The following is a 23,948-nucleotide window of genomic DNA, read 5'->3' as shown; positions in this document are numbered from 1 at the left end:
GGAGGGGGTAGGGGCCATGGGGGTGTCGGATCCGGGGTCCCTGGTTCCCGACCCTTCCCCAAACTGGGGGGGGTCCGGGGAGGGTTCGTGCGACCGTGCCGTGCCGCCCGGCAGCGGTCACCGCCCGCGGGCCGGGCACCCGTCCCGCGCCCCGCGGCTACTCCCGCGCCGCCGCCGACAGCGCCCGCTGCCGGTGCTCGCGGGGCGAGAGGCCGTACGCCGCCTTGAACGCGCGGCTGAACTCGCAGGCGCCGGGGATGCCGCAGCGTGCGGCGACGCCCTGGATCGACAGGGCGTGCAGGGCGGGGTCGGCGAGGTCGCGGTGGGCCTTGCGCAGCCGCTGGCCGCGGATGAACGCGGCGAGGGTCTCGCCCTGGGAGTGCCGGGTGAACAGCCGGTGCAGGTGGCTGACGGAGATGTGGTGGGCGGCGGCGACCACCGGCGGGGTCAGGCCGGGGTCGTGGAGGTGGTGCCGGACGAAGGCCCGGACGCTCTCCACCACGGTCCGCTGCCGGGAGTCCTGCGGAAGCGCGTTCACGGCGTCGAGCTCCCCGGCGATCCAGGCCCCCACCAGGTCGACCACGACCGTCCCGAGGCGGCACGCCTCCGCCGGTGTCAGCTCGGCGGCCCGGCCGTCCAGGCCGAGGAGGAACTCCGCCAGCAGCGCCCCCGTCCCCTCCCGCCGGGACAGCCCGCGCCCGAGCAGGTCGCGCAGCCGGTCCGGGGGCACCGGCAGCAGCGAGGCGGGCAGGTCGACGCCCACGCCGGCGGCCCCGAACCGCTCCTGGCCGGGGTCGCCGGCGCCGAAGCACCGCACGTCGTACGGGTGCGAGCTGTCGACGATCGTCAGGTCCCCGACCCCGATCGTCTCCCGCTGGTCGTCGGCGCGGCTCAGGGCCTGGCCGCCGGCCGTCAGCAGCGTCAGGTGGTACAGCTCCTCGTCCGACTGGCGCACCATGCGCTCGGTCCGCCGGAACCTCGCCGACGGGAACGACGTCCCCAGCAGCGCCACCGGCCCCAGCTCGACCCGACGCACCTGCGCCGTGAAGCTGTCGACGTGCGCGCTGGTCGCGTCGCAGACCCGCGTCCGTCCGACCAGGTCCCGCCAGTGCTCGAAACGCTCCTCCGCCGACGGACCGTCGCCCCCGGCCGTGCTCTCCGTTCCCACGGAAACTTCCACCCCCACGGAAACTTCCACCCCCATGGACACTTCCACCCCCACGGACAACTCCGTCCTCTCTCACGCGATTTACCCTGTCGGGCCGGCAGGTCCCCCCCGCGGCCCCGCACTTGACGGACTCCTCGGCGTCCGGCGGCGTGGCTGCCGCCCCGCCCCGTCGTTCCTCCTCCTCGCGGCAGTTCGACACGGCGGGGGCGGTTCGGGTTGTACGGGAAGGACCGTGACCTGATTGGTACAGACCACTGATGGTTCGTTGTGATAGAACCTCAGCTCTGGGCCGCAAGTGGTCCCGTGACGTGCGCCCCGGAGTCGAGCGGAGGGCGCCGAGGGGAGTGGCGGATGGTGCTGGCGGGGGTCGGGCGCCGGATCGGGCGGCACGGTGCGGTGCTGGCGGCCGTGGCCGTGAGCATCCTGGTGGCGACGGCGGTGCTGGCCGCGGTGGCCGGGCTGGCGCAGTCGGCCGCCGCGGCCGGGGTGCGCCAGCGCCTCGCCGCCGACGCCGGCCGCTCGGTGGAGGTGTCCGCGCGCTGGACGGCGCAGGGCCTGCCCGCGGCCGACCGGGCGGTGCACGCGGCACTGGTCCGGGCGATGGCCGGCGTCCCCTTCCGCTCCGAGACCGCGCTGCGGGCCGGTATCGCCGTGGACCTGCCGCTGCCGCTCGCCGCGCGCCGGCAGGCCACCGAAACCGGGCTGCCCGGGCTCCCGGTGGCACTGCCCGACCCGGGCCGCTACGCCCGGTTGAGCAGCGGCAGTTGGCCGGACGCCGCCACCGCCACCGCGTCCTCCGCCGCCCCCGCCGACGCCCCCGCCGACGCCCCCGGGAACGCCCTGCGCGTCGCCCTCCCCGAGACCGTCGCCGACCGCCTCGGCCTGGCGAGCGGCAGCACCGCGGTCGTCCCGGACCCCGCCACCGGCGGCCCGCTCACGCTCACCGTGACCGGCGTCTACCGCCCCGACCCGGCCGCCGACGCCTTCTGGAACGGCCTGGCCGGCGCCGACGGCGCGGACCGCGCCCTGCTGCTGGCCGACGGCGCCCAGCTGACGGCCCTGCCCACGTTCGGCAGCCGCACCCAGGCCGTGTGGCTGGCCCTGCCCGACACCGGCCGGTCGAGCCTGCCCGAACTCGCCGCGCTGCGCGACCGGGTGGCCGTCCTCGCCGGCTCCGACACCGCCCGCTCGGTCTACCGCGGCGCAGCCCCGCCCCTGGCCGACACCAGGGTGCGCAGCGCGCTGCCCGCCGCGGTCGACGGCCAGGCGGTGCCGGCCCTGGCCGCCAGGGCCGAGATCGCCGTTCCGCTCGCCCTGCTCGCCGTACTCGCCTCGGTGGTCCTGGTTCTGACGGCCCGTCGGCTGGCCGACGCGGTCGCCGTCGAGCAGGCGCTCCAGCGTTCCCGGGGAGCCGGCCTGGCGCGGCTGCTCGCGGTGGCGGCCGGCGAGTGGGCGGTGGCCGCCGTGCCGGCGGCGGCCTGCGGGCTGCTGCTGGTCGAGCCGCTGCTCGCCGCCGTCCTGCGCGGCGCCGGGGCGCACGGCCTGACCGCGGCCGACGGCCGAACCGCCTGGTGGGCCGCCGGGTTCGCGCTCGCGGTGCACGGCACGGCCCTGCTGCTGCCGCTCGCCCGGCAGGCCTGGGACCCGCACGCCCGGCAGGCGCTGCGCCGGCGCCGCCCGCTTCGGCCGGGCCTGCAGCGGGCCGGAGCGGACCTGGCGCTGCTCGCCGTGGCGGTCCTCGGCTTCCTCCAACTGCGCCACTACCAGGGCGTGGTGGTGCCCGGCGCGGGTGCTGGCTTCGACACCGGGGTCGACCCGGTCCTGGTGCTCGCCCCGGCGGCGATGGCGGTGGCCGGCGCGGTGCTGGCGCTGCGGGTGCTGCCGCCGGCCGGACGGCTGCTGGAACGGGCGGCCGCCCGCTCCCGCGGCCTGGTCGCGCCACTGGGCGCCTGGCGGCTGAGCCGCGACGCCGGCCGCCAGGCGGTCCCGGTCCTGGTCACGCTCCTGGCCGTGGCCTGCGCCGGCCTGGCCGCCGGGGTCCTGGCCGCACTGCCGGCCGGCGACCGCGACCGGGCCGCCTTCACCGTCGGCGCCGACCTGCGGCTGTCCGGGGTGACCGGCGCGGCGGCGCAGCGGCACAGCGCGCTGGCCGCGCTGCCGGGCGTCACGGCCCTCACCCCGGTCGCCGACCAGTCGGCCTACGTGGGCAGCGCCGTGGTCCGGACGGTCGCCGTCGACACCGCCGCCGCCGCGGCCTCCGGCACCCTGCCGGCCCTGCGCCCCGACCAGGCCGACCGCCCGGCACCGGCGCTGCTGGCCCCGCTGACCGCCGCGCCCGCCCAGGGGCTCGCGATCCCCGGCGAGCCCACCGCCCTGGAGCTGACCGTCCAGGCCACCGCCGACCCCGCACCGCCGGACCGGGGCCCGAGCCTGCTGCTGTGGATCCAGGACGCCGACGGGCTGACCGAGCAGCTGACCCTCCCGCTGACGGCCGACGGCCGCCCCCACCCGCTGACCGTGAACCTGGCCGACGGCGGCCGGCGCAGCTACCCGCTGACCCTCGCCCGCGTCGGCGTCCGCTTCCCCGGCCCGCTGGCCCGGCGCACCACCCTGGAGCTGGACCTGCCACGGATCAGCGCCGTCACCGGCGACCGGCGAACCGACCTCGCCCTCGGACCGGACCGGTCCTGGGTCCGCTCCGGCGCGCCCTTCGTCAGCCCCACCGCACTCGGCTGCCCCACCGGCGACCCGGCCCCGGACGCCCGGCCCGCCTCGGTGCTCGACGGCGGCGCCCAGGACGACCGGGCCACCGCCTGCACCTGGCACAGCCGCGGACCCGGCCTCCTGCACGCGGTGCTGCGCTCCCAGAACCCCGCGAACGCCCTGGACCCGGCCGCCCTGGACACGTACCTCGCCGTGCGCCCCCCGACCGGCACCCCGACCGGCACCCCGGACGGGAGCGCCCCGCCCGTCCTGTCCGCGATCGCCGACCGCACCCTGCTCGACGCGGTGAACGCCAAGGTCGGCGACACCATCCGGCTCACCTGGGACCGCGACCGCGACAGCGACCAGAAGGTCCGCATCACCGGGGAGGTCGACGCCCTGCCCGGCTACGGCCGCGGCCAGGGCCACCTGCTGCTGGACCTGCCCGCGCTCGCCGCCAACCGCGCGCTCACCGGCGCGCCGCCGCCCGTCGACACCCACTGGTGGCTGGCCAGCGACGACCCCGCCGCCACCTGGGCCGCCGTCGACGGCCACAGCGCGTTCGGCCGCGCCCAGAGCGCACAGCGGCTCGCCGCCGACCTGGCCGACGACCCGTTCCGGGCCGGACTGCGCTGCGCCTGGCTGCTGGTCATGGCCACCGCCCCGCTCTTCGCGGTGACCGCCCTGACCCTGCACGCGGTCGGCGCGGCCCGCTCCCGGCAACGGGAGTTCGCCGTACTGCGCGCACTGGGCGCACGGACCGGCGAACTGACGGCGATGCTGCGCGCCGAACAGGTGGCGGTGACGGTGCCCCCGGTGCTGCTCGGCGGCCTGCTGGGCCTGCTCCTGACGGCCCTGCTGCTGCCGCTCACCGTGCTCGACGACAGCTCCGGCCCGGTCTTCCCGGCCCTGGCCACCGCCCCGGGCCGGCCGGCCGCCGCGCTCACCACGCTCGCCAGCGGCCTGCTGCTGGCCCTCACGGTCCTGGTCCTCACCCGGCTGCTGGCCAGGGTCGACCTGGTCCGGGCCCTGCGCGCGGGGGAGGACGGATGAGCCCGACGCCAGGACGGCGGCCCGGGACGGGGCCCGGCCTCGCGCCCGGCAGCGGGCGCGCCCCCGGGCCCGGCACCGCACCCGGCACCCCGCCCCGCAACGGACGCTTCGACGGCGGGAGCCCCGCATGCTGACACTGCGCCTGATCCGACGGGAGGCGCGGATCGCCTGGCCGGTGGCGGCCGGGCTGGCGCTGCTCTCCGTCCTGCTCACGGCGATCCCGCTGAGCTGGCCGCCGCGCTTCGACCGCCTCGCCGCCGGCGCGCTCGCGGACCGGGTCGCCCGCGCCCAGCTGTCCGGCCCGCTGATCACCGCCACGTCCACCACCGTCCCGCTGCCGTCCAGGCCCCGGATCGCCCCCGGCGCACTCGACCGCGACCTCGACCAGGCCGGCCACGCGGTGCGCGCCGCCGCCGGACCGCGACTGGCCGCCGCGCTCGGCACACCGAAGGGCCGCGTGAGCGCCCCCTCCGCCGCGGCGCAAGGGCCCGGAGTCCCCACCCCCTACGGCCGGCCCCCGGGGCTCAGCCTGGTCCACGCCCAGCCCGACGACGCCCACGGCCCGGTCGAGTACGTCCAGGGCCGCGCACCCCGGCAACCCGCACCCGACCCGACGGACCCGCCCGGACAGCCGCCCGCCGTCGAGGTCGCGGTCTCCGAAGCCACCAGGGACCGCCTCGGCCTGACGACGGGTCAGCGATTCGGCCTGGCCGGCACCGGCTGGTCCACCCCGGTGCTCCTGGTCGGCGTCTTCCGCACCGACCACGGCGCCGACCGCCTCTGGCAGCAGTTCCCGATGCTCGTCGCCCCCTGGACCGTCCCGGCCGAGACCGGCCAGCAACTGGTCGGCCAACTCCTCACCAGCGCCGAAGGGATCGAACAGGTCGCGGGCCGCGGCACCGTACCGCTCGAACTGGCCTGGGACCTGCCCGTGGCCACCGACCGGTCCGGGCCCGCCGCCACCGCCACGGGGACCGCCGAACTGCGCGCCGCCCTCGCCGGGCTGCGCGCCGCCGACACCGCCCAGCGCTGCGGGGACGAAACCGGCGGCCTCTGCACACTCGCCGGCCAGATCGTGCCCAAGATCGCCGTCACCGACCGGCTCACGCCCGAACTGGACGCCTACGCCGCCCAACGCGGACGCGCCCAACAGCTCCAGGGCTTCGCGCTCGTCGGACTTCTCGCCGTGGTCGTGGCCACCGCCGTCGCCACCGCACGGCTCGGCGCCCGCCGCCGGGCCGGCGCCATCGCCCTCCAGCTCTCCCGCGGCGCCGGGACCGCCGGGATCGCCGGCCGCCTGCTGGCCGAGGCCGCGGTCGCGGTCGGCACCGGCGCCGCCGCGGGCTGGGCGATCGCCCGCGCCACCACGCCCCAGGGCACCGCCCTGGGATCCGCCCTGCCGGCGGCCGTCGCCGCCCTGCTGGTCTGGTGCGCACCGGCCGCCACCCTGCTCACCACCGCCCCGCGCACCCGGCCCCCGGCACGCTCGCGCCGCCTCGTCCTGGAAGCCCTGGCCCTGCTGCTGGCCGCGGGCGCACTGACCGCGCTGCGCACCCGCGGCGCCCTCGCCGGCTCCGGCCTCGACCTCCCGCTCGCCCTGACCCCGGTCCTGCTCGCCCTGGTCGCGGCGCTCGTCCTGCTCCGCCTGCTGCCCCCGCTGCTGCGCCGGGCCGCCCACTGGGCGCGCCGCTCGCGCGGCCCGGTCCCGCTGGTGGCACTCGCCCAGGCCGGCCGGCACACCGGCACGGCCGCACTCGCCCTGCTGGTCCTGACGCTGGCCATGGGCTACGGCGTCTTCGGCGCCGGGATCTCGCGCACCGTCACCGACAGCCGCGCCCAGAGCGCCGACTGGCGCACCGGCGGAGCACCGCTCGCCCTGGTCGGACCGCGCGACCGACTGCCCGAGGACCTCTCCCACGTCCCCACCGTCGGCCACCAGGTGACCGTCACCGGCGCGAGCGGCGAACTCACCTCGCAGGACGACGGCACCACCTTCCCCGGCGCCCAACTCGTCGGACTGGACGCCGCCGCCCTGTCCGCCGCCCGCCCCTCCTCCCCGCTCGCCCGCGCCCTGCTGGCCGCCGACGGGGCCGACGCACCAGTGCGGCAGACCGGCGAGAACGGCGCCGAACCGGTGCTCACCGCCCTGGCCGACCCCGCCCTGGCCGCCCGCTTCCCCGACGGCACCTTCGAACTGTCCGCCCTGGGCACCAGCCGCGTCCTGGTCCACGTGATCGGCGCCCTGCCCGAGGACGCCCTGCGCGACCCGGTCCTCGGACCGGTCCTCGGCAACGGGCCGCGCCCCGGCGCCCTGCTGCTGTTCACCGGCCCCTCCGCACAACGCCTGCCCGCACAGCCCGGCCACCCCTCCGCACTCCTGCTCCACCCGGCCGCCGGCGCCCCACCGCTGGACCGGGCCGCCGTGCGCACCGCGGCCACCCCGCAGCTCGCCCCCACCGGCAGGACCGGCCCGCGGGTCGAACTGATCGACCACGCCGCGGAGTTCGAGGCCCTGCGCACCGACGGACTGGTCCGCTCGGTCCAGCTCGCCTTCCAGGTCACCACCGCACTCGCCCTGCTGCTCGCCCTCGGCGCCTTCGTCCTGGACCTCCTCCTCAGCGCCACCGAACGCGCCCGCGTCACCTCCTACCTGCGCACCCTGGGGCTCACCGGCCGCTCGGTACTCGCCCTGCAACTGCTGCACCCGCTGCCGCTGCTGCTCACCGCCGCGGCCGGCGGCACCGCCCTGGGCCTGCTGCTGCCCGGGGCACTCGGCCCCGGCCTGCGGCTGCAAGCGCTCACCGGAGCGCCCTTCGAACCCGCCGCACACACCGACTGGACCACCACCACGGCGCTCGGCCTCGCCCTGACCGTGCTGGTGACGGCGGCCGGCGCCCTGGAGACGGCGATCGCCCGCCGCCGCGCCCTGGGCGCCGTCCTACGACTGGGGGAGGCCCTGTGACCACCCGTGAGAACGAACGACCCGCCGCCGGGACCGACCGGCCCATGGTCCACTGCGAGAGCCTCGTACGGATCTACCGCACCGGCACCACCGCCCGCGGCGGCGTCGAGGTCCAGGCCCTGCAAGGACTCGACCTGACCGTGCGCGAGGGCGAACTGACCGCCCTGGTCGGGGCCTCCGGCTCCGGCAAATCCACCCTGCTCGGCATCCTCGCCGGCCTGGACACCCCCAGCGCCGGCACCGCCACCGTCGACGGCACCGACCTGGGCGCGCTCAAGCGGCGCGAACGCACCGCCTACCGCCGCCGCACCGTCGGAACGATCCAGCAGCAGACCGCCGCCAACCTGATGCCCTACCTGACCGCCCGCGAGAACGTCCAACTGCCCATGGGCTACGCCGGCGTACCGCGCCGCCGCCGCGCCGCCCGGGCCACCGAACTGCTCGACCTGATGGGCATCGCCCAGGCGGCCGACCGCACCCCCGCCGCGCTCTCCGGCGGCGAACAGCAGCGGGTGGCCATCGCCGTCGCCCTCGCCAACGAACCCCGCCTGCTGCTCGCCGACGAACCCACCGGCGAACTGGACACCGCCACCTCGCAGGAGATCTTCACCGCCCTGCGCACCGCCAACAGCGAACTGGGCACCACCGTCCTGATCGTCACCCACGACGCCCTGGTGGCCGACCAGGTCCGCCGCACGGTACGGATCCGCGACGGGCGCACCTCCACCGAAGTGCTGCGGGGCCCTGCGGCCGCCGACGGCGACGGTGACGGCGCACCCGTCGAGTACACGGTGCTGGACCGGGTCGGCCGGCTCCAACTGCCGCGCGACTTCACGGAATCCCTCGGCCTGGCGCACCGCGTGCGACTGGTCCTCGAACACGACCACATCACCGTGTGGCCCGACCACGACCGCCCGCCGGGCGCCGGGCCCACCGCGGACGGCGGCTGACCTCCGCCCGCCGCCCGACCCGCCGTCCGCCCGCCGTCCAACCCGCCGTCCGCCCGCCCGCCGACCGACAGGAACACCCGTTCCCCCGGCCCTGTCAGGGAGCTGGACAGCGGTGCGGGAGTCGACCAGTCTCACCACCATGACGTTCCCCCAACACTCTCCCTCCGCCACACGCACAGCGCTCCTCCAGGCCGTCACCGCGGTCGGCGACGAAGCCGTCCCCCTGCTCGCCGACTGCCGCGGCGACATCCGCATCCCCGGCGCCGAGTGGACGGTCGCCGAGGCCGCCGCCCACCTCGCGATGGCCAACGAACTGATGGCCGCCCTCGCCGCCGGGGAGGAACGCCCGTACGGGGACGGCACCCCGGGCGCGCTGGCCGCGGCCAACGAGGTCTCGCTGGCCGCGCGACCCGAACGCGACCCGGCCGTACTCGCCGAGGAAATCGCCCGCCAGGCAGGGGAGTTCGCGGCGGCGGCCGGCCCGCGCACGGGCACCGAGCCGATGCTGACCCCGCTCGGCCCGATGGATCTGGACACCCTCGGCGCCTACCTGCTGACCCACATGCTGGCCCACCTCTACGACGTCGCCGTCGCGCTCGGCCGGCCCCACCCGATCGACCGGCAACGCGTCGGGCTGACCATGCCGTTCCTGCGAACGGCCATGCCCCTGGTGGCGGACGCCCGCACCGCGGCCGGCCACAGCGCCTGCTACCGGCTGCGGCTGCGCGGCGCGGGCGGATTCGCGGTCACCTTCACCGACGGCGCCGTCGCGGTCAGCCAGGAGCCGCCCCGGCGCCCCGACTGCACGATCCTCGTCGAGCCGGTGGCGTTCTTCCTCCTCGCCCTGGGCCGCTGCTCCACCGCCGGCGCCATCGCCCGCGGCAAGGTGCTCGCCTGGGGCCGCCGGCCCTGGCTGGCCCCGTCCTTCCCCGGACTGTTCACAGCCCCCTGAACCCGCGCGCCGGCCCGGCACCGGCGGCCACCGCGCCCCCCTCGGCCTCACGGCACGCCCCGCAGGCGTTCCACTGGGGCCCGCCGGGCGCGGGGGAGCGGCGAGGGGCCAGGGTCATGTCGGAGGTGCTCAGGCCGCACAGCGTCAGGGGGCCGCAGGCGCCGGAGGCCTCCGCGGGGGCGCAGTGCGCCAGACGCACCGGGTTCCCGGGGTCCGCCGGCCCGCGGTCGGGGCCGAGGATCCGCACATTGGTCGGCGTATCGGGTTCGAGCACGATGACGGTGTCCATCTCCACAACCTCGCCGCCCGACCCGTCCGCTGCACCCGCACCGTGGCATCCGGCCCAGCCACCCCCACCCCTGACACCCCCGCCCCCGGCGCCCTCCCGGCGGCGGGGCCCGGCCGCCGGGGCCGCTAGCATCGCGCGCATGCTGGCGCTGCTCCACACCTCCCCGGTCCACGTCCCGGTCTTCGACGCGCTCCGCGACCGCGAGCACCCCGGGCTGTCCCTGCGGCACGTCGTGTCGCAGGGGCTGCTGGCCAGGGCCCTGGCGGAGGGGCCGGAGGCCGTCGCGGGGGACATCGACCGGGTTCTCGCCCCGGCGATCGCCGCCGGGGCCGCGGCGGTGCTGTGCACCTGTTCGACGATCGGGGGCGTCGCGGAGGCCCGGGCCGCGGCGCTGGGAGTGCCCGTGCTGCGCGTCGACCGTCCGATGGCGGCGGCCGCCGTCGCCGTCGCGCCCGGCGGCGGCCGAGCGGCGACACGCATCGCCGTGATCGCCGCACTGCCCGGCACCCTGGGCCCGACCACGGCCCTCGTCGACGAGGAGGCCGCCCGATCCGGCCGGCCGGTCACGGTGACGGCCACGGTGGTCGACGGTGCCTGGGAGCGGTTCGAGAGCGGCGACCGCGCCGGCTACCTGACGGCGATCGCCACCGCCGTCGATGCCGTGGTCGACGCGGACGCCGTCGTCCTCGCCCAGGCGTCCATGGCGGACGCCGCGCAGCGGACCGCGACCGCGACCGCGGTACCGGTCCTGTCCAGCCCGGCCCTCGGGCTGCGCGCCGCTGCCGCCGCCGCGGTGTCACGGCCCGCGCAGGCGGCGCCTGAGTATCCGTACTCAGGCGGCGCTGTCGGTGCCGGATGACACTGTGCGGGTGCGTCGGGACGCCCGGGCCCGGCACCACGGAGGGGATGACCATGAGGCGTGCGAGTTTCGCCTGGACGACGGCGGTCGCGGCGGTGGCGGCGATCGCGGTGACGGCGGTCCCGGCGTCCGCCGGACAGGCCGGACAGGCCGGGGAGATCGGACAGGCCGGGGAGATCGGGGAGATCGGGTACGGGACGCCGGGGACGGGCGAGATCCTGCCCTACCCCGGGCAGGAGGGGCTGATCTGGATCCCGGACTGGATCGGTGACGGCGGGGCGGTCACCGGCGGCGCGTACGCGGCCGGTCCGCCCGTCACCGTGACGGTCGGCTGCCGGGGCGGCAGCGGCGGCGCGGGCGAGGTGCGGGTCACCTTCACGCCGTACTACGGCGACACCACCCCGGTGGAGTTCACCGTGCCCTGTCCGGCCGAGGCCGTCGACAGGGGCTCGGCGGTGGTGACGGCCGAGCAGGGCCGGTCCTTCCACGTCGGGGTGAAGGCGTCGGCTCCCGACGTGCACTGGGGGCTGACGGTCACCCAGCCGGACGCCTGACCGACCGGGGACGGGAACAGCCCGCCCGCCGGCCGCAGCCCTCGCGGGTGCGGCCGGTTCCCCCGGCCCCGCCGCCGGGGCCCGCCTCGCTATACACACCATGTATACATGGTGTGTATAGTCCTTGATCATGTCACTCGGACAGATGCTCCTCGGGTTCCTGGAAGCCCAGCCCCGCCACGGATACGACATCAAACGCCTCTACGACGAGCACTTCGGGCGCGACCGCTCCCTGCACTACGGGCAGGTGTACGCGACGCTCTCCCGGCTGCTGAAGAACGGCCTGGTCGTCGTGGAGGGCGTGGAGGCCGGCGGCGGCCCGGACCGCAAGCGGTACGCGATCACCGACGCCGGAGTCACCGACCTCGCCGACTGGCTCAACCAGCCCGAGGACCCGCAGCCGTACCTGCAGAGCACCCTCTACCACAAGGTCGTGCTCGCCATCCTGACCGGACGCTCCGCCGCCGACGTCCTGGACACCCAGCGGGCCGAACACCTGCGGACCATGCGCGAACTGACCCGCCGCAAGCTCGCCGGCGACCTCGCCGACGAACTGATCTGCGACCACGCGCTGTTCCACCTGGAGGCCGACCTGCGCTGGCTGGAACTGACCGCCGCCCGCCTCGACGACCTCACCGCCCGCCTCACGGAGACCCCACGTTGACCAGCGCCGGACCCCTGCTCACCGCCCAGGACCTGCACAAGTCCTTCGGCCTCACCCCGGCCCTCGCCGGCGCCTCGCTCACCGTCGCCGCCGGCGAACTCGTCGCCGTCATGGGCCCCTCCGGCTCGGGGAAGTCCACCCTGCTGCACTGCCTCGCCGGCATCACCCGCCCCGACCGCGGCACCATCGGCTACCAGGGCCGTGACCTCACCACCTGCACCGACGCCGAGCTCAGCGCCCTGCGGCGCACCGAATTCGGCTTCCTGTTCCAGTTCGGCCAGCTCGTCCCGGAACTCTCCTGCCTGGAGAACGTCGCACTGCCGCTGCGCCTGAACGGCATGCGCCGCAAGGCCGCCGAGGCCCGCGCCGGCGAGTGGCTGGAACGACTGGAGGTCGCCGACGTCGCCGCCAAGCGCCCCGGCGAGGTGTCCGGCGGCCAGGGCCAGCGGGTGGGGGCCGCCCGCGCCCTGATCACCGGCCCCAAGGCGGTGTTCGCGGACGAGCCGACCGGCGCCCTCGACACCCTCAACGGCGAACGCGTCATGAAGCTGCTGACCCTCGCCGCGCGCGAGACCGGCGCGGCCGTCCTCCTGGTCACCCACGAGACGCGGGTCGCCGCCTACGCGGACCGCGAGGTCGTCGTCCGCGACGGCCGCACCCGCGACCTGGCGGGCGCCCGGTGAGCGCCGCCGACCCGAAGGTCCGCCGGCCCGCCCTGGACCAGCTCGCCCTCGGCGCCCGACTGGCCGTCACCAGCGGACAGGACGGCTGGGGCCGACTGCTGCTCACCGCCTGCGGCGTCGGCCTGGGAGTGGCCCTGCTGCTCTTCACCGCCTCCTTCCCCGGCATCGTGCACCACCGCGACCAGCGCCTGTACACGCAGAACGACACCTTCCGGGACGAGGACCTGCCCGCCCCCGGCGACCGGACGGTCCTCGTGGCCGTCGCCGACACCACCTTCCACGGCACGCCCGTGCGCGGCCGGATCGTCCAGCCCGAGGGCCCGAACGCGGCGCTGCCGCCCGGGGTGGCCGCCTACCCGAAGCCCGGCGAGATGGCCGTCTCCCCGGCCCTGGCCGACCTGCTCAAGGACCCCGCCAACCAGCTGCTGCGCGAGCGCCTGCCCCACCCCGTGGTCGGCACCATCGGCCCGGCCGGGCTGCTCGGACCCGGCCAGGCCGACTTCGTGCTCGGCGGCGACCGCCTCTCGGTGGACACCGGCGCCGTCCGGATCACCGGGTTCGGCCACTTCTCACCGCCCAAATCCATGGACCCGAAGCTGATCCTGCTCAACGCCGTGGGCCTGACGGTGATGCTGGCCCCGGTCGGGGTCTTCCTCGCCGCCGCCGCGCGCTTCGGCGGCGAACGGCGCGACCGCCGGCTCGCCGCCGGGGAGTCCCTGGTGGGCGCGGTGCTGGGCCTGGCCGCCGGCGCGGCGCTCTTCCTGATCGGCCGACAGGCGATCGGACGGATCCGGCTCGCCGGATTCAGCTTCTACCCCGAGGACGTCGCACCGCAGCCCGCCGTCGCCGCCGCGATCGCCGTGGTCGTGCCGCTCATGGGCATCGGCGTCACCCTGCTCGCGATGCGCCGGGCGACCGTCGACCCGCTCGGCGTGGTCCGCCGCTCCGGCCCCGGCCGCCGCCGGATCGGATGGCGCCTGGTGCTGCCGCTGGCCGGCCTGGCCCTGACGGTGTTCGCCCTCGCGCTCTTCGACCCGGTGAACGGCACGCGCGGATCGCTCCTCGTGGCGGCCGGCGTGATGCTGACGCTGATCGGCCTCTGCACCCTCCTGCCGTGGCTGGTGGAGGCCGTCACCCGACGGGCCGGCGGCGGCGGGCTTTCCTGGCAACTGGCAACCCGCCGCCTGCAGTTGGGCTCGGGACCGGCCGCCGCGGCGGTCAGCGGCGTCGTGGTGGCGATCGCCGGGGCGATCGCCCTGCAGACGCTCTTCCTCGGTATCAGCACACAGTACGAGGGCATCACCCGGGGCGTGCCCGCCGCCGGGCCGTACCAGCAGTCGGTGTCCTTCCCCGGCGGCGCGCCCACCGCCGACGGCATCGCCGAACGCCTGGCGCTCAGCGCCGGGGTCAAGGCCACCGCGGCGTACACCGAGTTCTCCCTGGAGAGCGGGACGGCCAGGTCCTGGCAGCTGCCCTCGGTCCGGATCGCCTCCTGCACGGTGCTGCGCGGCTTCGCGACCCTGCCCGACTGCAAGGACGGCGACGCCTTCGCGGTCCAGGGCCCGGCCGGGCGGCCGGGCGCCGAACCGGTCCGGCCCGGGACGACCGTCCACGCCGCCTACTTCCGGGGCGCCGGCGAGCCGGCCCCCTTCCCGCTGCCCGCCGTGACGGCCACCGTCACCGCCGTCGAGGGCGCGGACCCCAACGGGCGGCTCGGATCCGGCCTGCTGCTGCTCACCCCCGCCGCCGTGCCGGCCGAGGCGCTGCGCGGACAGCCGGCGACCGTCCTGGTGTCGCTCGCCGACGGCCTGACGGACCCCGAGGAGCAGCTGACCACCGCCGTGATGGCGATCGACCCGCAGGCCCGCACCGGGTTCCCGCTCGACAACACGCTCGACCCCACCTACCTCGCGGTCAAGCGCCTGCTGACGGCGGGATCGGCGATCACCCTCCTGCTGGTCTCCCTCAGCCTGCTGGTCGGCCAGCTGGAGCGCTTCCGGGAACAGCGCCGCGTGCTCGGCGTGCTGAACGCCGTCGGCACCCGCCGCCGCGTCCTGGGCCTGTCGGTGCTCTGGCAGACGCTGCTCCCGATGGCCCTGGGCCTGGTACTGGCGGCCGTCGGCGGCCTGCTGATGGGGGCTGTGCTGCAGTACGCGGCGGGCGTCCCATGGAACGTGGACTGGAGCTCGATGCTGGCCATGTCGGGAATCGCGGCCGGCGCGGTCCTCCTCACCACCGCCCTCGGACTGCCGCGACTCCTGCGGCTGATGCGGCCCGACGCGCTGCGCTACGAGTAGCCCGGATCCCGCGCGGCGCCCCGACGCACCCCGGCCGGTCCCCGCGAGGGGCCGTCTCCCGCGCCGGGGCGGGAGACGGCGGCACGGGGGACGGCCGTACGGGGGACGGCGGCACGGGGACGGCGGCACGGGAGACGGCCGGGGAGGCGGCCCGGGACGGTCAGCCGCCGACGGCCGATCCGTCCGCGACGGGCCGCCAGGGGGAGAGGTCGACGGCGCTCTGGACGTAGCCGGCCCGGTCCCAACTGCCGTTCGCGTGACGGATGGTGTGGTAGAGCGAGCCGCTGTTGGCGCAGGTCTCGAAGAGCAGCTGCAGCTCGTTGTTCACATTGGCGCCGTCGGCGCCGCACACGTAGAAGGGCTGGGTGAGGATCTGCTGGCCGATGGGCCCCCAGCCGGCCCAGTTCCCGTCGGAGTTGCGGATCGTGTGGTAGACGGCGATCTGGCTGTTGTTCACCACGGCGACCTGCAGCGCGCCGTTGATGCCCACCGCGACCACGTCGTGCGGCCAGCCCCAGGGGGAGGGGGTCCCGGCCGCGCCCATGATGTTGCCCCAGCCGGCCCAGGTGCCGTCCGCGTGCCGGATGGTGTGGAGCACGCTGCCGTCGTTCCACATGGTGGCCACGATGTGCAGTTCGCCGTTCACCTCGGCCGTCGCCAGGCTGAAGTACTTGTCCGAGCCGAGTCCCGGAGGGGCGCTGATCGCTCCCCAGGGCTGCCAGCTCCCGTCCGGGTTCTCGACGGTGTGGACGAGCCGGCCCGAGGGGTCGACCGCCGCCAGCTGGACCCGGCCGTCCACCATGGCCGCGCCGGCCGTACCCAGCTGGAAGTACTCGCTGGAGACGGGCAGTTCCGCCAGGCCCCGCATCGGGGTCGGCGCGGACCAGCTGCCGTCGGACTGCTGCGTCGACTGGACGAACTGCACGCTCATCGGGCCGGAGCTCCGGAGCCCGAACAGCCGCAGCCGCCCGGAGTCGACGACGGTCGTCCAGTACCGGAAGCCGCCGAACTGCGGGATCTCCCTGGCGGCGTCCCAGGTGCCGTCCGGTGCCCGGCGGGTCTGGACGACCTTCCACGGATCGGCGCGCAGCATCAGGTTCAGCCCGGCCGTCGGGGCGGCGTCGCTCCCGGTCGAGCGGGGCGCGGCCCCGGCCGGCGCGGCCGTCATCACGGTGGCGAGCGCCACCGAGGCGGCCAGCAGCGAAGCGACGCGTACCCGGCGTCGGCGGGTGGTCCTCAGCACGACAGAATCCCCCTGTTCAGGTGGCCCCGATCGGGCCAGGTGCTGTCATACCAGAGGCAGGAGAGCAAGAGGAAGCAGAAATTCCGCCGGCCGCGGCCGCGGCCGGCGGCGGTGGCGCTGGCGGGGGAGGGCGGCCGGGCCGGCGGACGTCACCCCAGCGCGGCCGCCTTGCGCAGCAGCACCGACCGCTCGCGGGAGTTGCGGCACAGGCGGGCGGCGAGTTCCAGCTCGGCACGGGCCTCGGCGGTGCGGTCGAGGCGGAGCAGCAGTTCGCCGCGCACGCCGGGGAGCAGGTGCGACCCGGACAGGCGGCCGGTGGCGGCCAGGTCGTCGACGATGGACAGCGCCTCCCGCGGTCCGCCCGCCATCGCGACCGCCACCGCGCGGTTGAGGTCGACGACGGGGGAGGGGGCCACCCGGCCGAGCGCCTCGTACAGGAGCACGATGCGGTCCCAGTCGGTCTCCGGCACCGAGGGCGCCGTCGCGTGGCAGGCGGCGATCGAGGCCTGCAGACCGTACGGTCCGAGGCCCCGCCCGAGGGCGGCGGCGCGGCCGAGCGCGGCCAGACCGCGCCGGATCGCGGAGCGGTCCCACCGGCGCCGGTCCTGGTCCTCCAGGAGCACCGCCTCGCCGTCGGGCCCGGTGCGGGCCGGGAAGCGCGCGGCGGTGAGCTCGAACAGCGCGAGCTGGCCGTGCACCTCGGGCTCCCCGGGCAGCAGGGCGGCCAGGACCCGGGCCAGCCGTACGGCCTCGTAGGCGAGGTCGGGGCGCAGCAGGTGGTCGCCGGCCGTCGCCGTCGAGCCCTCCGTGAAGACCACGTACAGGACGCTCAGGACGGCGCCGAGCCGCCCCGGCCGTTCCTCGGGCGGCGGCAGCTCGAACGGCACGCGGGCGGCGGCGATCGTCTTCTTCGCCCGGGTGATGCGGGCCTGCACGGTCGGTACCGGCACGAGGAAGGCGCGGGCGATCTCCTCGCTGGACAGGCCGCCCACCACGCGCAGCGTGAGTGCCACCTTGGCCTCGGGCGACAGCACCGGGTGGCACGCGACGAACATGAGGGACAGGACGTCGTCGTCGACCCGGTCCGGGTCCCAGGGCAGATCGTCGGGCGGCCCGGGCGGGCCGTCCGCGCCCGAGCTGGACTGGCCGTCGGCGAGCCGGCCGGCGAGCACGGCGTACCGCTCGTCGAGGGCCGACCCGCGGCGGAAGGCGTCGATGGCCCGCCGCCGCGCGGTCGCCAGCAGCCAGCCCACCGGGTTGGCCGGCGCACCGTCGCGCGTCCAGGTGACGAGTGCCTCCGCCAGCGCCTCCTGCGCGACGTCCTCGGCCAGCGCGAAGTCCCCGGTGTAGCGGGCCAGCGCCCCGACGATCCGTGCGGACTCGATCCGCCAGACGGCCTCGACGGCCCGCCGCGCCGACTCGGCGACCGGCGGGCCGTCGGTGGCCCCGGCTGTCACAGCTGGCCGGTCCGCTCGCGCCACGCCCGCTCCTTGACGATCCACTCGTTGTCCTGCGGGAACTCCTCGATGCCCGGCACGCGGCGGACCTCGCACTTCGAGCCGGGCAGCGCCGGGAGGCGCTTGGCCCACTCGACGGCCTCCTCCTTCGAGGCGACATCGATCAGGTAGAAGCCGCCGAACAGCTCCTTCGTCTCGCCGTACGGTCCGTCGGTGACCACCGGGGTCTCCCCGCCGAAGTCCACCACCACGCCCTGCGAGGGGTCGTCCAGCCCCTCGGCGGCGACGAGCACGCCCGCCCGGATCAGCTCCTCGTTGAAACGGCCCACCGTTTCGAGCATCTCCTCGAACGGCGTCTCCATCATCTTCGCGACGGACTCGTCGGTGCCCCGCATGATCAGCATGTACTTCGCCATCTCCGGCCTCCTCGTTCGGGGGTCGCCTCTCGACCCTTCCGGTCCCAGGTCGAACGGCGCGGCCGCGGATCGACACGGTGGACGGACCAGGATCATTTTCTTCGTGTTTCTTTGCGACGGGGGCCCGCGCCGCACGCCGGGGAGCCGGGGCCCGGCCGGCGTCCGGCCGGATCAGGGCTGCCGGCGGGCGCGTTCGGTGATGTTGCGGGCCATGCCCCCGAACACCACGGTGTGGAACGGCGCGGCGGCCCACCAGTACGCGTGTCCGGCCAGGCCGTGCGGGTGGAACAGGGCCCGCTGCCGGTACCGGGTCCCGCGGTCCCCGTCCGGTGCGACGGAGAGTTCGAGCCAGGCCGGCCCGGGCAGGCGCATCTCGGCCCGCAGGCGCAGCAGCCGGCCGGGTTCGATCTCCTCGACGCGCCAGAAGTCCAGGGAGTCCCCGACCCGCAGCCGGGCCGGGTCGCGGCGGCCCCGGCGCAGTCCGACGCCGCCGACCAGGCGGTCCAGCCGGCCGCGCACGGCCCAGGCGAGCGGGAAGGAGTACCAGCCGTTGTCGCCGCCGATGCTCTCGATCACCCGCCAGACGGCGGCGGGCGGCGCGGCCACGACGCGTTCCCGGACGTCCTGGTAGAGGCTGCCGCCGGCCCAGTCGGGATCGGTGGGCAACGGGTCGCTGGGCACACCGGGCAGCGAGGCGGAGGACCAGCGGGTGGCGACGTCGGCGTCCTTGATCCGGCGCAGGGCGAGCGTGACGGCCCGGTCGAAGCCGGTCAGGCCCTCCGGCGGGTCGGGCACCCAGCGGGCGATGTCGTGCTCGCCGCGGACGACCTCGTGGCGCAGGGACTCGACGAGGGGCCGGGCGATGGACCCCGGCACCGGGGTCACCAGGCCGACCCAGTAGCTGGAGAGGCGGGGGGTGAGGACCGGCACGGGGACGACGAGGCGCCGGCGCAGCCCGGCGACGCGGGCGTAGCGCTGCATCATCTGCTCGTAGGTGAGGACGTCGGGGCCGCCGATGTCGAAGGTGCGGTTCAGCCCGGGCGGCAGGTGGGCGGCGCCGACCAGGAAGCGCAGGACGTCCCGGACGGCGATCGGCTGGATCCGGGTGGACACCCAGCGCGGGGTGACCATCGCGGGCAGGCGTTCGGTGAGGTGGCGCAGCATCTCGAAGGAGGCGCTGCCGGAGCCGATGATCACGGCGGCGCGCAGTTCGGCCGTGGGGACACCGCCGGCGCGCAGGACGCGGCCGACCTCGGCGCGCGAGCGCAGGTGGGGGGAGAGGTCCGCCTCGGGCACCCCGGCGGGGACGAGGCCACCGAGGTAGACGATCCGGGTGACGCCGGCGGCCGCCGCGGCCGCCGCGAAGGCGCGGGCGGCGTCGCGGTCGGTCGCCTCGAAGGACGGTCCGGTGCCGAGCGAGTGGACGAGGTAGTAGGCGACGTCGATGCCGTCGAAGGCCCCGGCGAGGGTGGCGGGGCGGGTGACGTCACCGGTGGCGGTCTCCACCCGGGCCCGCCAGGGCTGGTCGCGCAGCCGCCGGGGATCGCGCACCAGGCAGCGCACGGCGTGCCCGCGGGCGAGCAGTTCGGGCACGAGCCGGCCGCCGATGTAGCCGGTCGCCCCGGTCACCAGGCAGCGCAGCGGGCCGGGCCGCAACGGATCCATGTCGACTCCTCTCCGGAGGCAGCACCCGCGGGCTTCCGCCGGGCCGGGAAGTCCTCGTCCGGTTCCACGTTCCCGCACCGGAAGGCCCGGCGCGCCCGCTGCCGCGCCCGCGGTCGCCCGAGCCGGGCCTCGGCCGGGCCACACGGCCGGGCCTCGCGCGGCCGGCCGCGGCCCGCATGCCCCGGCCCGCATGCCCCGGCCCGCATGCCCCGGGCCGTACGGCCGGTCGCCGTCCGTCTCCCGGCCGCCCTCGCGGCCCCGCCCGCCGCCCGCCGCCCGCCGCCCGTCACCCGCCGCCCGCCGAGCCGATCCCGGGCCGGCCGTCCACCCGCACGCACTTGACGGAATGTCACGATCCGATCTTCATCCTGTCCTGATGATTGTGACGCTGTGCATGCCACCAAAAGCCGTCGACCGACCGTCCTGTGAGGTGTCCACGCAAGTCAGCACGCACCGCTATCGGGGAGCCACCATGTCCGTCCGCCACCGTCACCAGCTGCTCGCCTCCGCCGCCCTCGTCGTCGGAGCCGGCCTCGCGCTGACCGCCTGCGGGCCCGACAACACCGACACGGCCGGCGGCCCGGGGGCCTCCGCGGCCGCCACGGTGGCCGTCACGCCCCCGACGGCGGGCGGCCCGGCCTCCGGCGCCCCCACGGGCGCACCGGCCACGGGAGCGGCGACGAAGCCCGCCCCGCAGAAGCCGTCCGGCGCGAGCACCCCGGGCGGCACCAAGTCCGACGGGGGCAGTGCCGGCGCCGCCGCCCACCCGTGCGACATCAAGAACCTCTCGATCAAGGTGACGGCCCGAGCCGGGGCGGCCGGCCAGCGGGTGATCGAGGTGCGCAACACCGGTGCGAGCGCCTGCAGCCTGAGCTCCTCCCCGGGGGTCGACCTCGGCGACTCCGTCTCGCCCGACCAGAGCAAGAACGTCAAGCCGATACTCGCCAGCGGCACCGAGCGCTTCACGGTCCCTGCGGGGCAGAACGCCTACGCGGTGATCGACCTCGACCCGAGCGGCGCCACCACCGGCACCACCCCCGGCATCAACGAGATCAACGTGCTCGCCGACGACGAGGGCACCAACATGCCCCTCGCGAACACCCAGAACTTCCCGCTCGACAGCGGCGTGCGGGTGCTGAACCCCAAGATGGGCAACTACCGCTCCAGCGTGGCGGACGCCGTCGCCTCCATGACGGCCGCCCCCAAGTAGTCCCGGAACCGGCCCGCCCGCCCCGGCGGCACCCGCCCCGACTCCCGCTCCGGCATCCGGGTGAAATGAAGCGGAGTCGCCTGGCGCGAATGGAAGCGGGGTCCGACGCTGCCAGAATGCAATTTCCTCGGGTCCACCTGCACAGGCGGTGCCACCGGACAGCTGGAGCGGAACATGCAAATCATTCGACCACGCAATAGTCCGGAAAGGGAGACCGGCGCAGGTGCGGGAAGCCTCCCGTGGACACTCATGTATCACTCGGTGACGTCGACGGTCGAGGACCCCTATCTGATCACCGTCGGCCCCGCGCGGTTCCGCCGCCAGCTGCGCTGGCTGTCCGCCCGCGGGCTGCGCGGGGTGTCGGTGGGCGCCCTGATGCGTTCCCACCGGGACGGCACCGCGGCGGGCCTGGTCGGGCTCAGCTTCGACGACGGGTACCGCGACTTCCTGGAGGAGGCCATGCCCGCACTGGCGGAGTACGGCTTCACCGCGACGGTCTACGTGGTGGCCGGCCGGCTCGGCGGATACAACGACTGGGACCGGCAGGGCCCGCGCAAGCCGCTGATGACGGCGGACGAGGTCCGTGAAGCCGCTGCCGCCGGGGTGGAGATCGGCTCGCACGGGCTGACCCACCGGCGGCTGGCGGGCCTGGGCGCGCGGGACCTCGCCGCCCAGGTCACCGACAGCCGCCACGTGCTGGAGGACCTCACGGGCCGGGAGGTCGGCGGGTTCTGCTACCCGTACGGCTCGCTCGACGACGCCGCGGTGGAGGCGGTGGAGCAGGCCGGCTACGAGTACGGGTGCGCGGTCAGCCCCGGGCCCCACAGCGGGGTGTACGCGCTTCCCCGATGTTACGTCGGAGACCGGGACGGACCGCTGCACCTGACCGCGAAACTGGTGCGCGACCGCTGGCGGCGCTGACGGCCGCTCAGCGGCCGGCGGCGGAGGGTTCCGCGGCGGGTTCCAGGCGCAGCCAGGACTCGTGCCACAGCAGGGCGCAGCGGCGGTCGCAGCCGGTGGGGGCCGGCTCGCCGCCGCAGCGCAGGCCCTGGAGGATGAACCAGCGCCCCCCGGTGGGGTGCTGCCACCAGGCCAGGGACCGGTGACGCAGCTCGGAGGCGCCGTGACGGGTGCCGGCGTGGCGCTCCATCCCCGGCTGGAAGGGGACGCCGTGCAGGCGCCCGTCGGAGCCGAGGGTCGCGTGGATCTCCGCGAGGCTGCGCACCGTCGCCCACAGGGCGACCGGCCGGGCGGCGGGGACCGGCGCGGGGGCGGGCTCCAGCCATTCGTCGCGGAACAGCAGCGCGCATTCCATGCCGCAGCCCTGGGTCCCGTCGGCGCCGTGGCAGGTGGCGCCGGCCAGGGCGACGGTGCCCGACAGGCGCCGCACGCGGTAGTGGTCGTCGATCATGCGGCGCACGACGCGTTCGACCTGGTGGACGCCGCCGCAGAACGACCACTGGCTCCGGGTGAACCACAGGCCGCGATGGCGGTCCTTGGCGTCCAGGGTGGCGCGCACCACGGCCTCGTCCTTCACCCGGACCCAGTCCCCCTCGGCGAAGCGGGAGGGACGGCCGGGCGCCGGAATGTCGGCGCGGCGCTCACGCAGGCCTTCGCGGGCGATCCGCGCGCGACGCACGACACCGAGCGGCGGAAGGTCGCGCAGGGGCAGACTCTTGTACTGGCACCGGTTCGTGGCGGATTCGCCACGCAGCTCCGTGATACGGGTGAACCGTGATTCCTCGACGGCCATCAATGAAATCCCATCGGGTTGGAGATATCGGCACAGGCTAGCGCAACATGACTTTCCCCGTGTCGGCCTCCGGGCCCTTTCGGCGCCATGTCGAGAGAAATAACACTAGAAGCATTAAGAGCCTTCCGGAGTGAAAATCCAGCACTTCCGGAGAGTTCCGGTTCATACGTGTGTAATGTTTCCACCGTTGTCGAGGTGGAGTGGCCGAGTGGCGAGGCGACGGTTTGCAGGACCGTTCAGACGGGTTCGATTCCTGTCTCCACCTTTTCTCCTGTCCGCCGGTGCCGGGGTGTGTCCCGCCGGTCGGCCCCGTGTCGGCCGGCGGTCCGTCAACCCACCGCAGGAACAGCCCGGCTGCCGCCCCCGACCGGACGGCGAGGCCCGGGCCGGGGGCCTCCCCGGGAGTACTGACCCGGCATCAGCCCCGGCGACCCCGGGCCGCCGCCCGCTCGACCGCCCGCCGCGCACGGCAGGCCCCGCTCACCGGCGCGCAAGGCCCGCCGACCCGCGGTGGGAGCCCGGCGCCGACGGCGGTCCCCGACCGTGGCATGCTGCCCGGCATGACCGACAGCCCGGACACCGGAGCCCCGGACGGGACCCGACCCTTCGCCACCGCGCGCGAGCCGGCCGAGTTCCCCGCCGTCGGGGTCCAGGGGGTGCCCGGTGTCCTGCACGCCGGGGACCTGAGCCGCGGCAGGCCCCGCACCCTGTGCGGGCTCCGCTGCTTCAAGGTCTTCCTGTGCCACTTCGAGCCCGGGGACCCGGCCTCGTGCCGGAAGTGCCGGGCCCTGGTCGGGGCCGCGCCGTCCCGGTAGGGCGGGCAGGAACGCCCGCACGACCTGCTCCCGCGCGAGGCCGGTGACGGGCCGCTGCGCACGGACCTGCTCGCCGCGCCGGGGCGTGCCGGGGCGTGCGGATCGCGATCCGGAACACCGGCCCGGGCCGAGGGCGCCGACCACCAGGAACTCGTCCGGCGCCCCGTCGCCCGACCGCGGCCCCGGCGGCATCTGCGGCACCGAAAACCGGACCGGCCAGGGGGGGGGTTGGGGGGGGCGGGACCCGGGGGGGTC

The 23,948-nt window shown here is 76.2% G+C and carries 19 protein-coding genes and 1 tRNA gene; 13 read left to right on the top strand and 7 right to left on the bottom strand.

Features of this window, described 5'->3' with window-relative positions; genetic code table 11:
* Positions 1-157: 157 nt before the first annotated feature.
* Complete coding sequence (locus tag ACFVGO_RS35630; RefSeq protein WP_359913208.1) at positions 158-1,168, bottom strand: helix-turn-helix domain-containing protein; 1,011 nt, start codon at positions 1,166-1,168, stop codon at positions 158-160.
* A 351-nt stretch (positions 1,169-1,519) separates the two neighbouring features.
* Here ACFVGO_RS35630 and ACFVGO_RS35625 point away from each other — a divergent pair, with 351 nt between their 5' ends.
* From ACFVGO_RS35625 to ACFVGO_RS35610, 4 genes are all read left to right on the top strand, one after another.
* The gene (locus ACFVGO_RS35625; protein ID WP_380636267.1) at positions 1,520-4,924 is read left to right on the top strand and encodes an FtsX-like permease family protein; all 3,405 of its coding nucleotides are present in this window, start codon (positions 1,520-1,522) and stop codon (positions 4,922-4,924) included.
* Positions 4,925-5,051: 127 nt separating this feature from the next.
* The gene (locus ACFVGO_RS35620; protein ID WP_380636265.1) at positions 5,052-7,886 is read left to right on the top strand and encodes a hypothetical protein; all 2,835 of its coding nucleotides are present in this window, start codon (positions 5,052-5,054) and stop codon (positions 7,884-7,886) included.
* Positions 7,887-7,930: 44 nt separating this feature from the next.
* Positions 7,931-8,836, top strand: coding sequence for an ABC transporter ATP-binding protein (locus ACFVGO_RS35615; RefSeq protein ID WP_380636275.1), 906 nt, complete (start codon positions 7,931-7,933; stop codon positions 8,834-8,836).
* Between the two features lie 139 nt (positions 8,837-8,975).
* On the top strand, positions 8,976-9,788 hold the full coding sequence (locus ACFVGO_RS35610; RefSeq protein WP_359915127.1) for a maleylpyruvate isomerase family mycothiol-dependent enzyme: 813 nt from the start codon (positions 8,976-8,978) through the stop codon (positions 9,786-9,788).
* Here ACFVGO_RS35610 and ACFVGO_RS35605 read toward each other — a convergent pair.
* The gene (locus ACFVGO_RS35605) at positions 9,775-10,077 is read right to left on the bottom strand and encodes a hypothetical protein (protein ID WP_359915130.1); all 303 of its coding nucleotides are present in this window, start codon (positions 10,075-10,077) and stop codon (positions 9,775-9,777) included. The two genes, ACFVGO_RS35610 and ACFVGO_RS35605, sit on opposite strands and share 14 nt — an antisense overlap.
* A gap of 139 nt (positions 10,078-10,216) precedes the next feature.
* Between ACFVGO_RS35605 and ACFVGO_RS35600 the strand changes: the two genes are divergently transcribed.
* The 5 genes from ACFVGO_RS35600 (at position 10,217) to ACFVGO_RS35580 (ending at position 15,134) form a co-directional block, all read left to right on the top strand.
* A complete protein-coding gene (locus ACFVGO_RS35600; RefSeq protein ID WP_380636263.1) occupies positions 10,217-10,936 on the top strand; it encodes an aspartate/glutamate racemase family protein in 720 nt (239 codons plus the stop codon).
* Between the two features lie 53 nt (positions 10,937-10,989).
* Positions 10,990-11,490 carry a hypothetical protein gene (locus ACFVGO_RS35595; protein WP_380636261.1) on the top strand — a complete coding sequence of 167 codons (501 nt, stop codon included), beginning with the start codon at positions 10,990-10,992 and terminating at the stop codon, positions 11,488-11,490.
* A 130-nt stretch (positions 11,491-11,620) separates the two neighbouring features.
* Positions 11,621-12,154, top strand: a complete 534-nt coding sequence (locus ACFVGO_RS35590; protein ID WP_359915136.1) for a PadR family transcriptional regulator — start codon at positions 11,621-11,623, stop codon at positions 12,152-12,154.
* A complete protein-coding gene (locus tag ACFVGO_RS35585) occupies positions 12,151-12,837 on the top strand; it encodes an ABC transporter ATP-binding protein (RefSeq protein WP_359915139.1) in 687 nt (228 codons plus the stop codon). The genes ACFVGO_RS35590 and ACFVGO_RS35585 overlap by 4 nt, the downstream gene beginning before the upstream one ends.
* The gene (locus ACFVGO_RS35580) at positions 12,834-15,134 is read left to right on the top strand and encodes an FtsX-like permease family protein (RefSeq protein ID WP_380636258.1); all 2,301 of its coding nucleotides are present in this window, start codon (positions 12,834-12,836) and stop codon (positions 15,132-15,134) included. Before ACFVGO_RS35585 ends, ACFVGO_RS35580 begins: the two co-directional genes overlap by 4 nt.
* 160 nt (positions 15,135-15,294) lie before the next feature.
* On the opposite strand, the gene ACFVGO_RS35575 is transcribed toward ACFVGO_RS35580, so the two are convergent.
* The 4 genes from ACFVGO_RS35575 to ACFVGO_RS35560 all read right to left on the bottom strand — a co-directional run bounded on the left by ACFVGO_RS35575 (position 15,295) and on the right by ACFVGO_RS35560 (position 19,915).
* Complete coding sequence (locus ACFVGO_RS35575) at positions 15,295-16,377, bottom strand: hypothetical protein (RefSeq protein WP_380636256.1); 1,083 nt, start codon at positions 16,375-16,377, stop codon at positions 15,295-15,297.
* A gap of 149 nt (positions 16,378-16,526) precedes the next feature.
* On the bottom strand, positions 16,527-17,858 hold the full coding sequence (locus ACFVGO_RS35570) for an RNA polymerase sigma factor (RefSeq protein ID WP_380357061.1): 1,332 nt from the start codon (positions 17,856-17,858) through the stop codon (positions 16,527-16,529).
* A complete protein-coding gene (locus tag ACFVGO_RS35565; protein ID WP_359915086.1) occupies positions 17,831-18,250 on the bottom strand; it encodes a YciI family protein in 420 nt (139 codons plus the stop codon). The genes ACFVGO_RS35570 and ACFVGO_RS35565 overlap by 28 nt, the downstream gene beginning before the upstream one ends.
* A gap of 171 nt (positions 18,251-18,421) precedes the next feature.
* A complete protein-coding gene (locus tag ACFVGO_RS35560) occupies positions 18,422-19,915 on the bottom strand; it encodes an SDR family oxidoreductase (RefSeq protein WP_380636254.1) in 1,494 nt (497 codons plus the stop codon).
* Between the two features lie 472 nt (positions 19,916-20,387).
* Here ACFVGO_RS35560 and ACFVGO_RS35555 point away from each other — a divergent pair, with 472 nt between their 5' ends.
* Both ACFVGO_RS35555 and ACFVGO_RS35550 read left to right on the top strand, forming a co-directional pair.
* On the top strand, positions 20,388-21,125 hold the full coding sequence (locus ACFVGO_RS35555) for a DUF4232 domain-containing protein (protein WP_359915091.1): 738 nt from the start codon (positions 20,388-20,390) through the stop codon (positions 21,123-21,125).
* Positions 21,126-21,386: 261 nt separating this feature from the next.
* The gene (locus ACFVGO_RS35550) at positions 21,387-22,046 is read left to right on the top strand and encodes a polysaccharide deacetylase family protein (RefSeq protein WP_380636252.1); all 660 of its coding nucleotides are present in this window, start codon (positions 21,387-21,389) and stop codon (positions 22,044-22,046) included.
* Positions 22,047-22,053: 7 nt separating this feature from the next.
* Here ACFVGO_RS35550 and ACFVGO_RS35545 read toward each other — a convergent pair whose 3' ends face one another.
* A complete protein-coding gene (locus tag ACFVGO_RS35545) occupies positions 22,054-22,764 on the bottom strand; it encodes a hypothetical protein (RefSeq protein WP_359915096.1) in 711 nt (236 codons plus the stop codon).
* Positions 22,765-23,072: 308 nt separating this feature from the next.
* Here ACFVGO_RS35545 and ACFVGO_RS35540 point away from each other — a divergent pair.
* Positions 23,073-23,143, top strand: a tRNA-Cys gene (locus ACFVGO_RS35540).
* A 295-nt stretch (positions 23,144-23,438) separates the two neighbouring features.
* Positions 23,439-23,693, top strand: coding sequence for a hypothetical protein (locus ACFVGO_RS35535; RefSeq protein WP_380636250.1), 255 nt, complete (start codon positions 23,439-23,441; stop codon positions 23,691-23,693).
* The last annotated feature ends 255 nt before the right edge of the window (positions 23,694-23,948 follow it).

Source organism: Kitasatospora sp. NPDC057738, assembly GCF_042798815.1.
GTDB classification, from domain to species: domain Bacteria; phylum Actinomycetota; class Actinomycetes; order Streptomycetales; family Streptomycetaceae; genus Kitasatospora; species Kitasatospora lactacystinica.
Note: the sequence above shows the minus strand (reverse complement) of the source record. Positions and strands in the feature narration are given on the sequence as shown.

Coding starts and splice junctions, on each gene's coding strand:
- ACFVGO_RS35625 (WP_380636267.1), top strand. CDS start 1,520: ATGGTGCTGGCGGGGGTCGGGCGCCGGATCGGGCGGCACGGTGCGGTG.
- ACFVGO_RS35620 (WP_380636265.1), top strand. CDS start 5,052: ATGCTGACACTGCGCCTGATCCGACGGGAGGCGCGGATCGCCTGGCCG.
- ACFVGO_RS35615 (WP_380636275.1), top strand. CDS start 7,931: ATGGTCCACTGCGAGAGCCTCGTACGGATCTACCGCACCGGCACCACC.
- ACFVGO_RS35610 (WP_359915127.1), top strand. CDS start 8,976: ATGACGTTCCCCCAACACTCTCCCTCCGCCACACGCACAGCGCTCCTC.
- ACFVGO_RS35605 (WP_359915130.1), bottom strand. CDS start 10,077: ATGGACACCGTCATCGTGCTCGAACCCGATACGCCGACCAATGTGCGG.
- ACFVGO_RS35600 (WP_380636263.1), top strand. CDS start 10,217: ATGCTGGCGCTGCTCCACACCTCCCCGGTCCACGTCCCGGTCTTCGAC.
- ACFVGO_RS35595 (WP_380636261.1), top strand. CDS start 10,990: ATGAGGCGTGCGAGTTTCGCCTGGACGACGGCGGTCGCGGCGGTGGCG.
- ACFVGO_RS35590 (WP_359915136.1), top strand. CDS start 11,621: ATGTCACTCGGACAGATGCTCCTCGGGTTCCTGGAAGCCCAGCCCCGC.
- ACFVGO_RS35565 (WP_359915086.1), bottom strand. CDS start 18,250: ATGGCGAAGTACATGCTGATCATGCGGGGCACCGACGAGTCCGTCGCG.
- ACFVGO_RS35560 (WP_380636254.1), bottom strand. CDS start 19,915: ATGGATCCGTTGCGGCCCGGCCCGCTGCGCTGCCTGGTGACCGGGGCG.
- ACFVGO_RS35555 (WP_359915091.1), top strand. CDS start 20,388: ATGTCCGTCCGCCACCGTCACCAGCTGCTCGCCTCCGCCGCCCTCGTC.
- ACFVGO_RS35535 (WP_380636250.1), top strand. CDS start 23,439: ATGACCGACAGCCCGGACACCGGAGCCCCGGACGGGACCCGACCCTTC.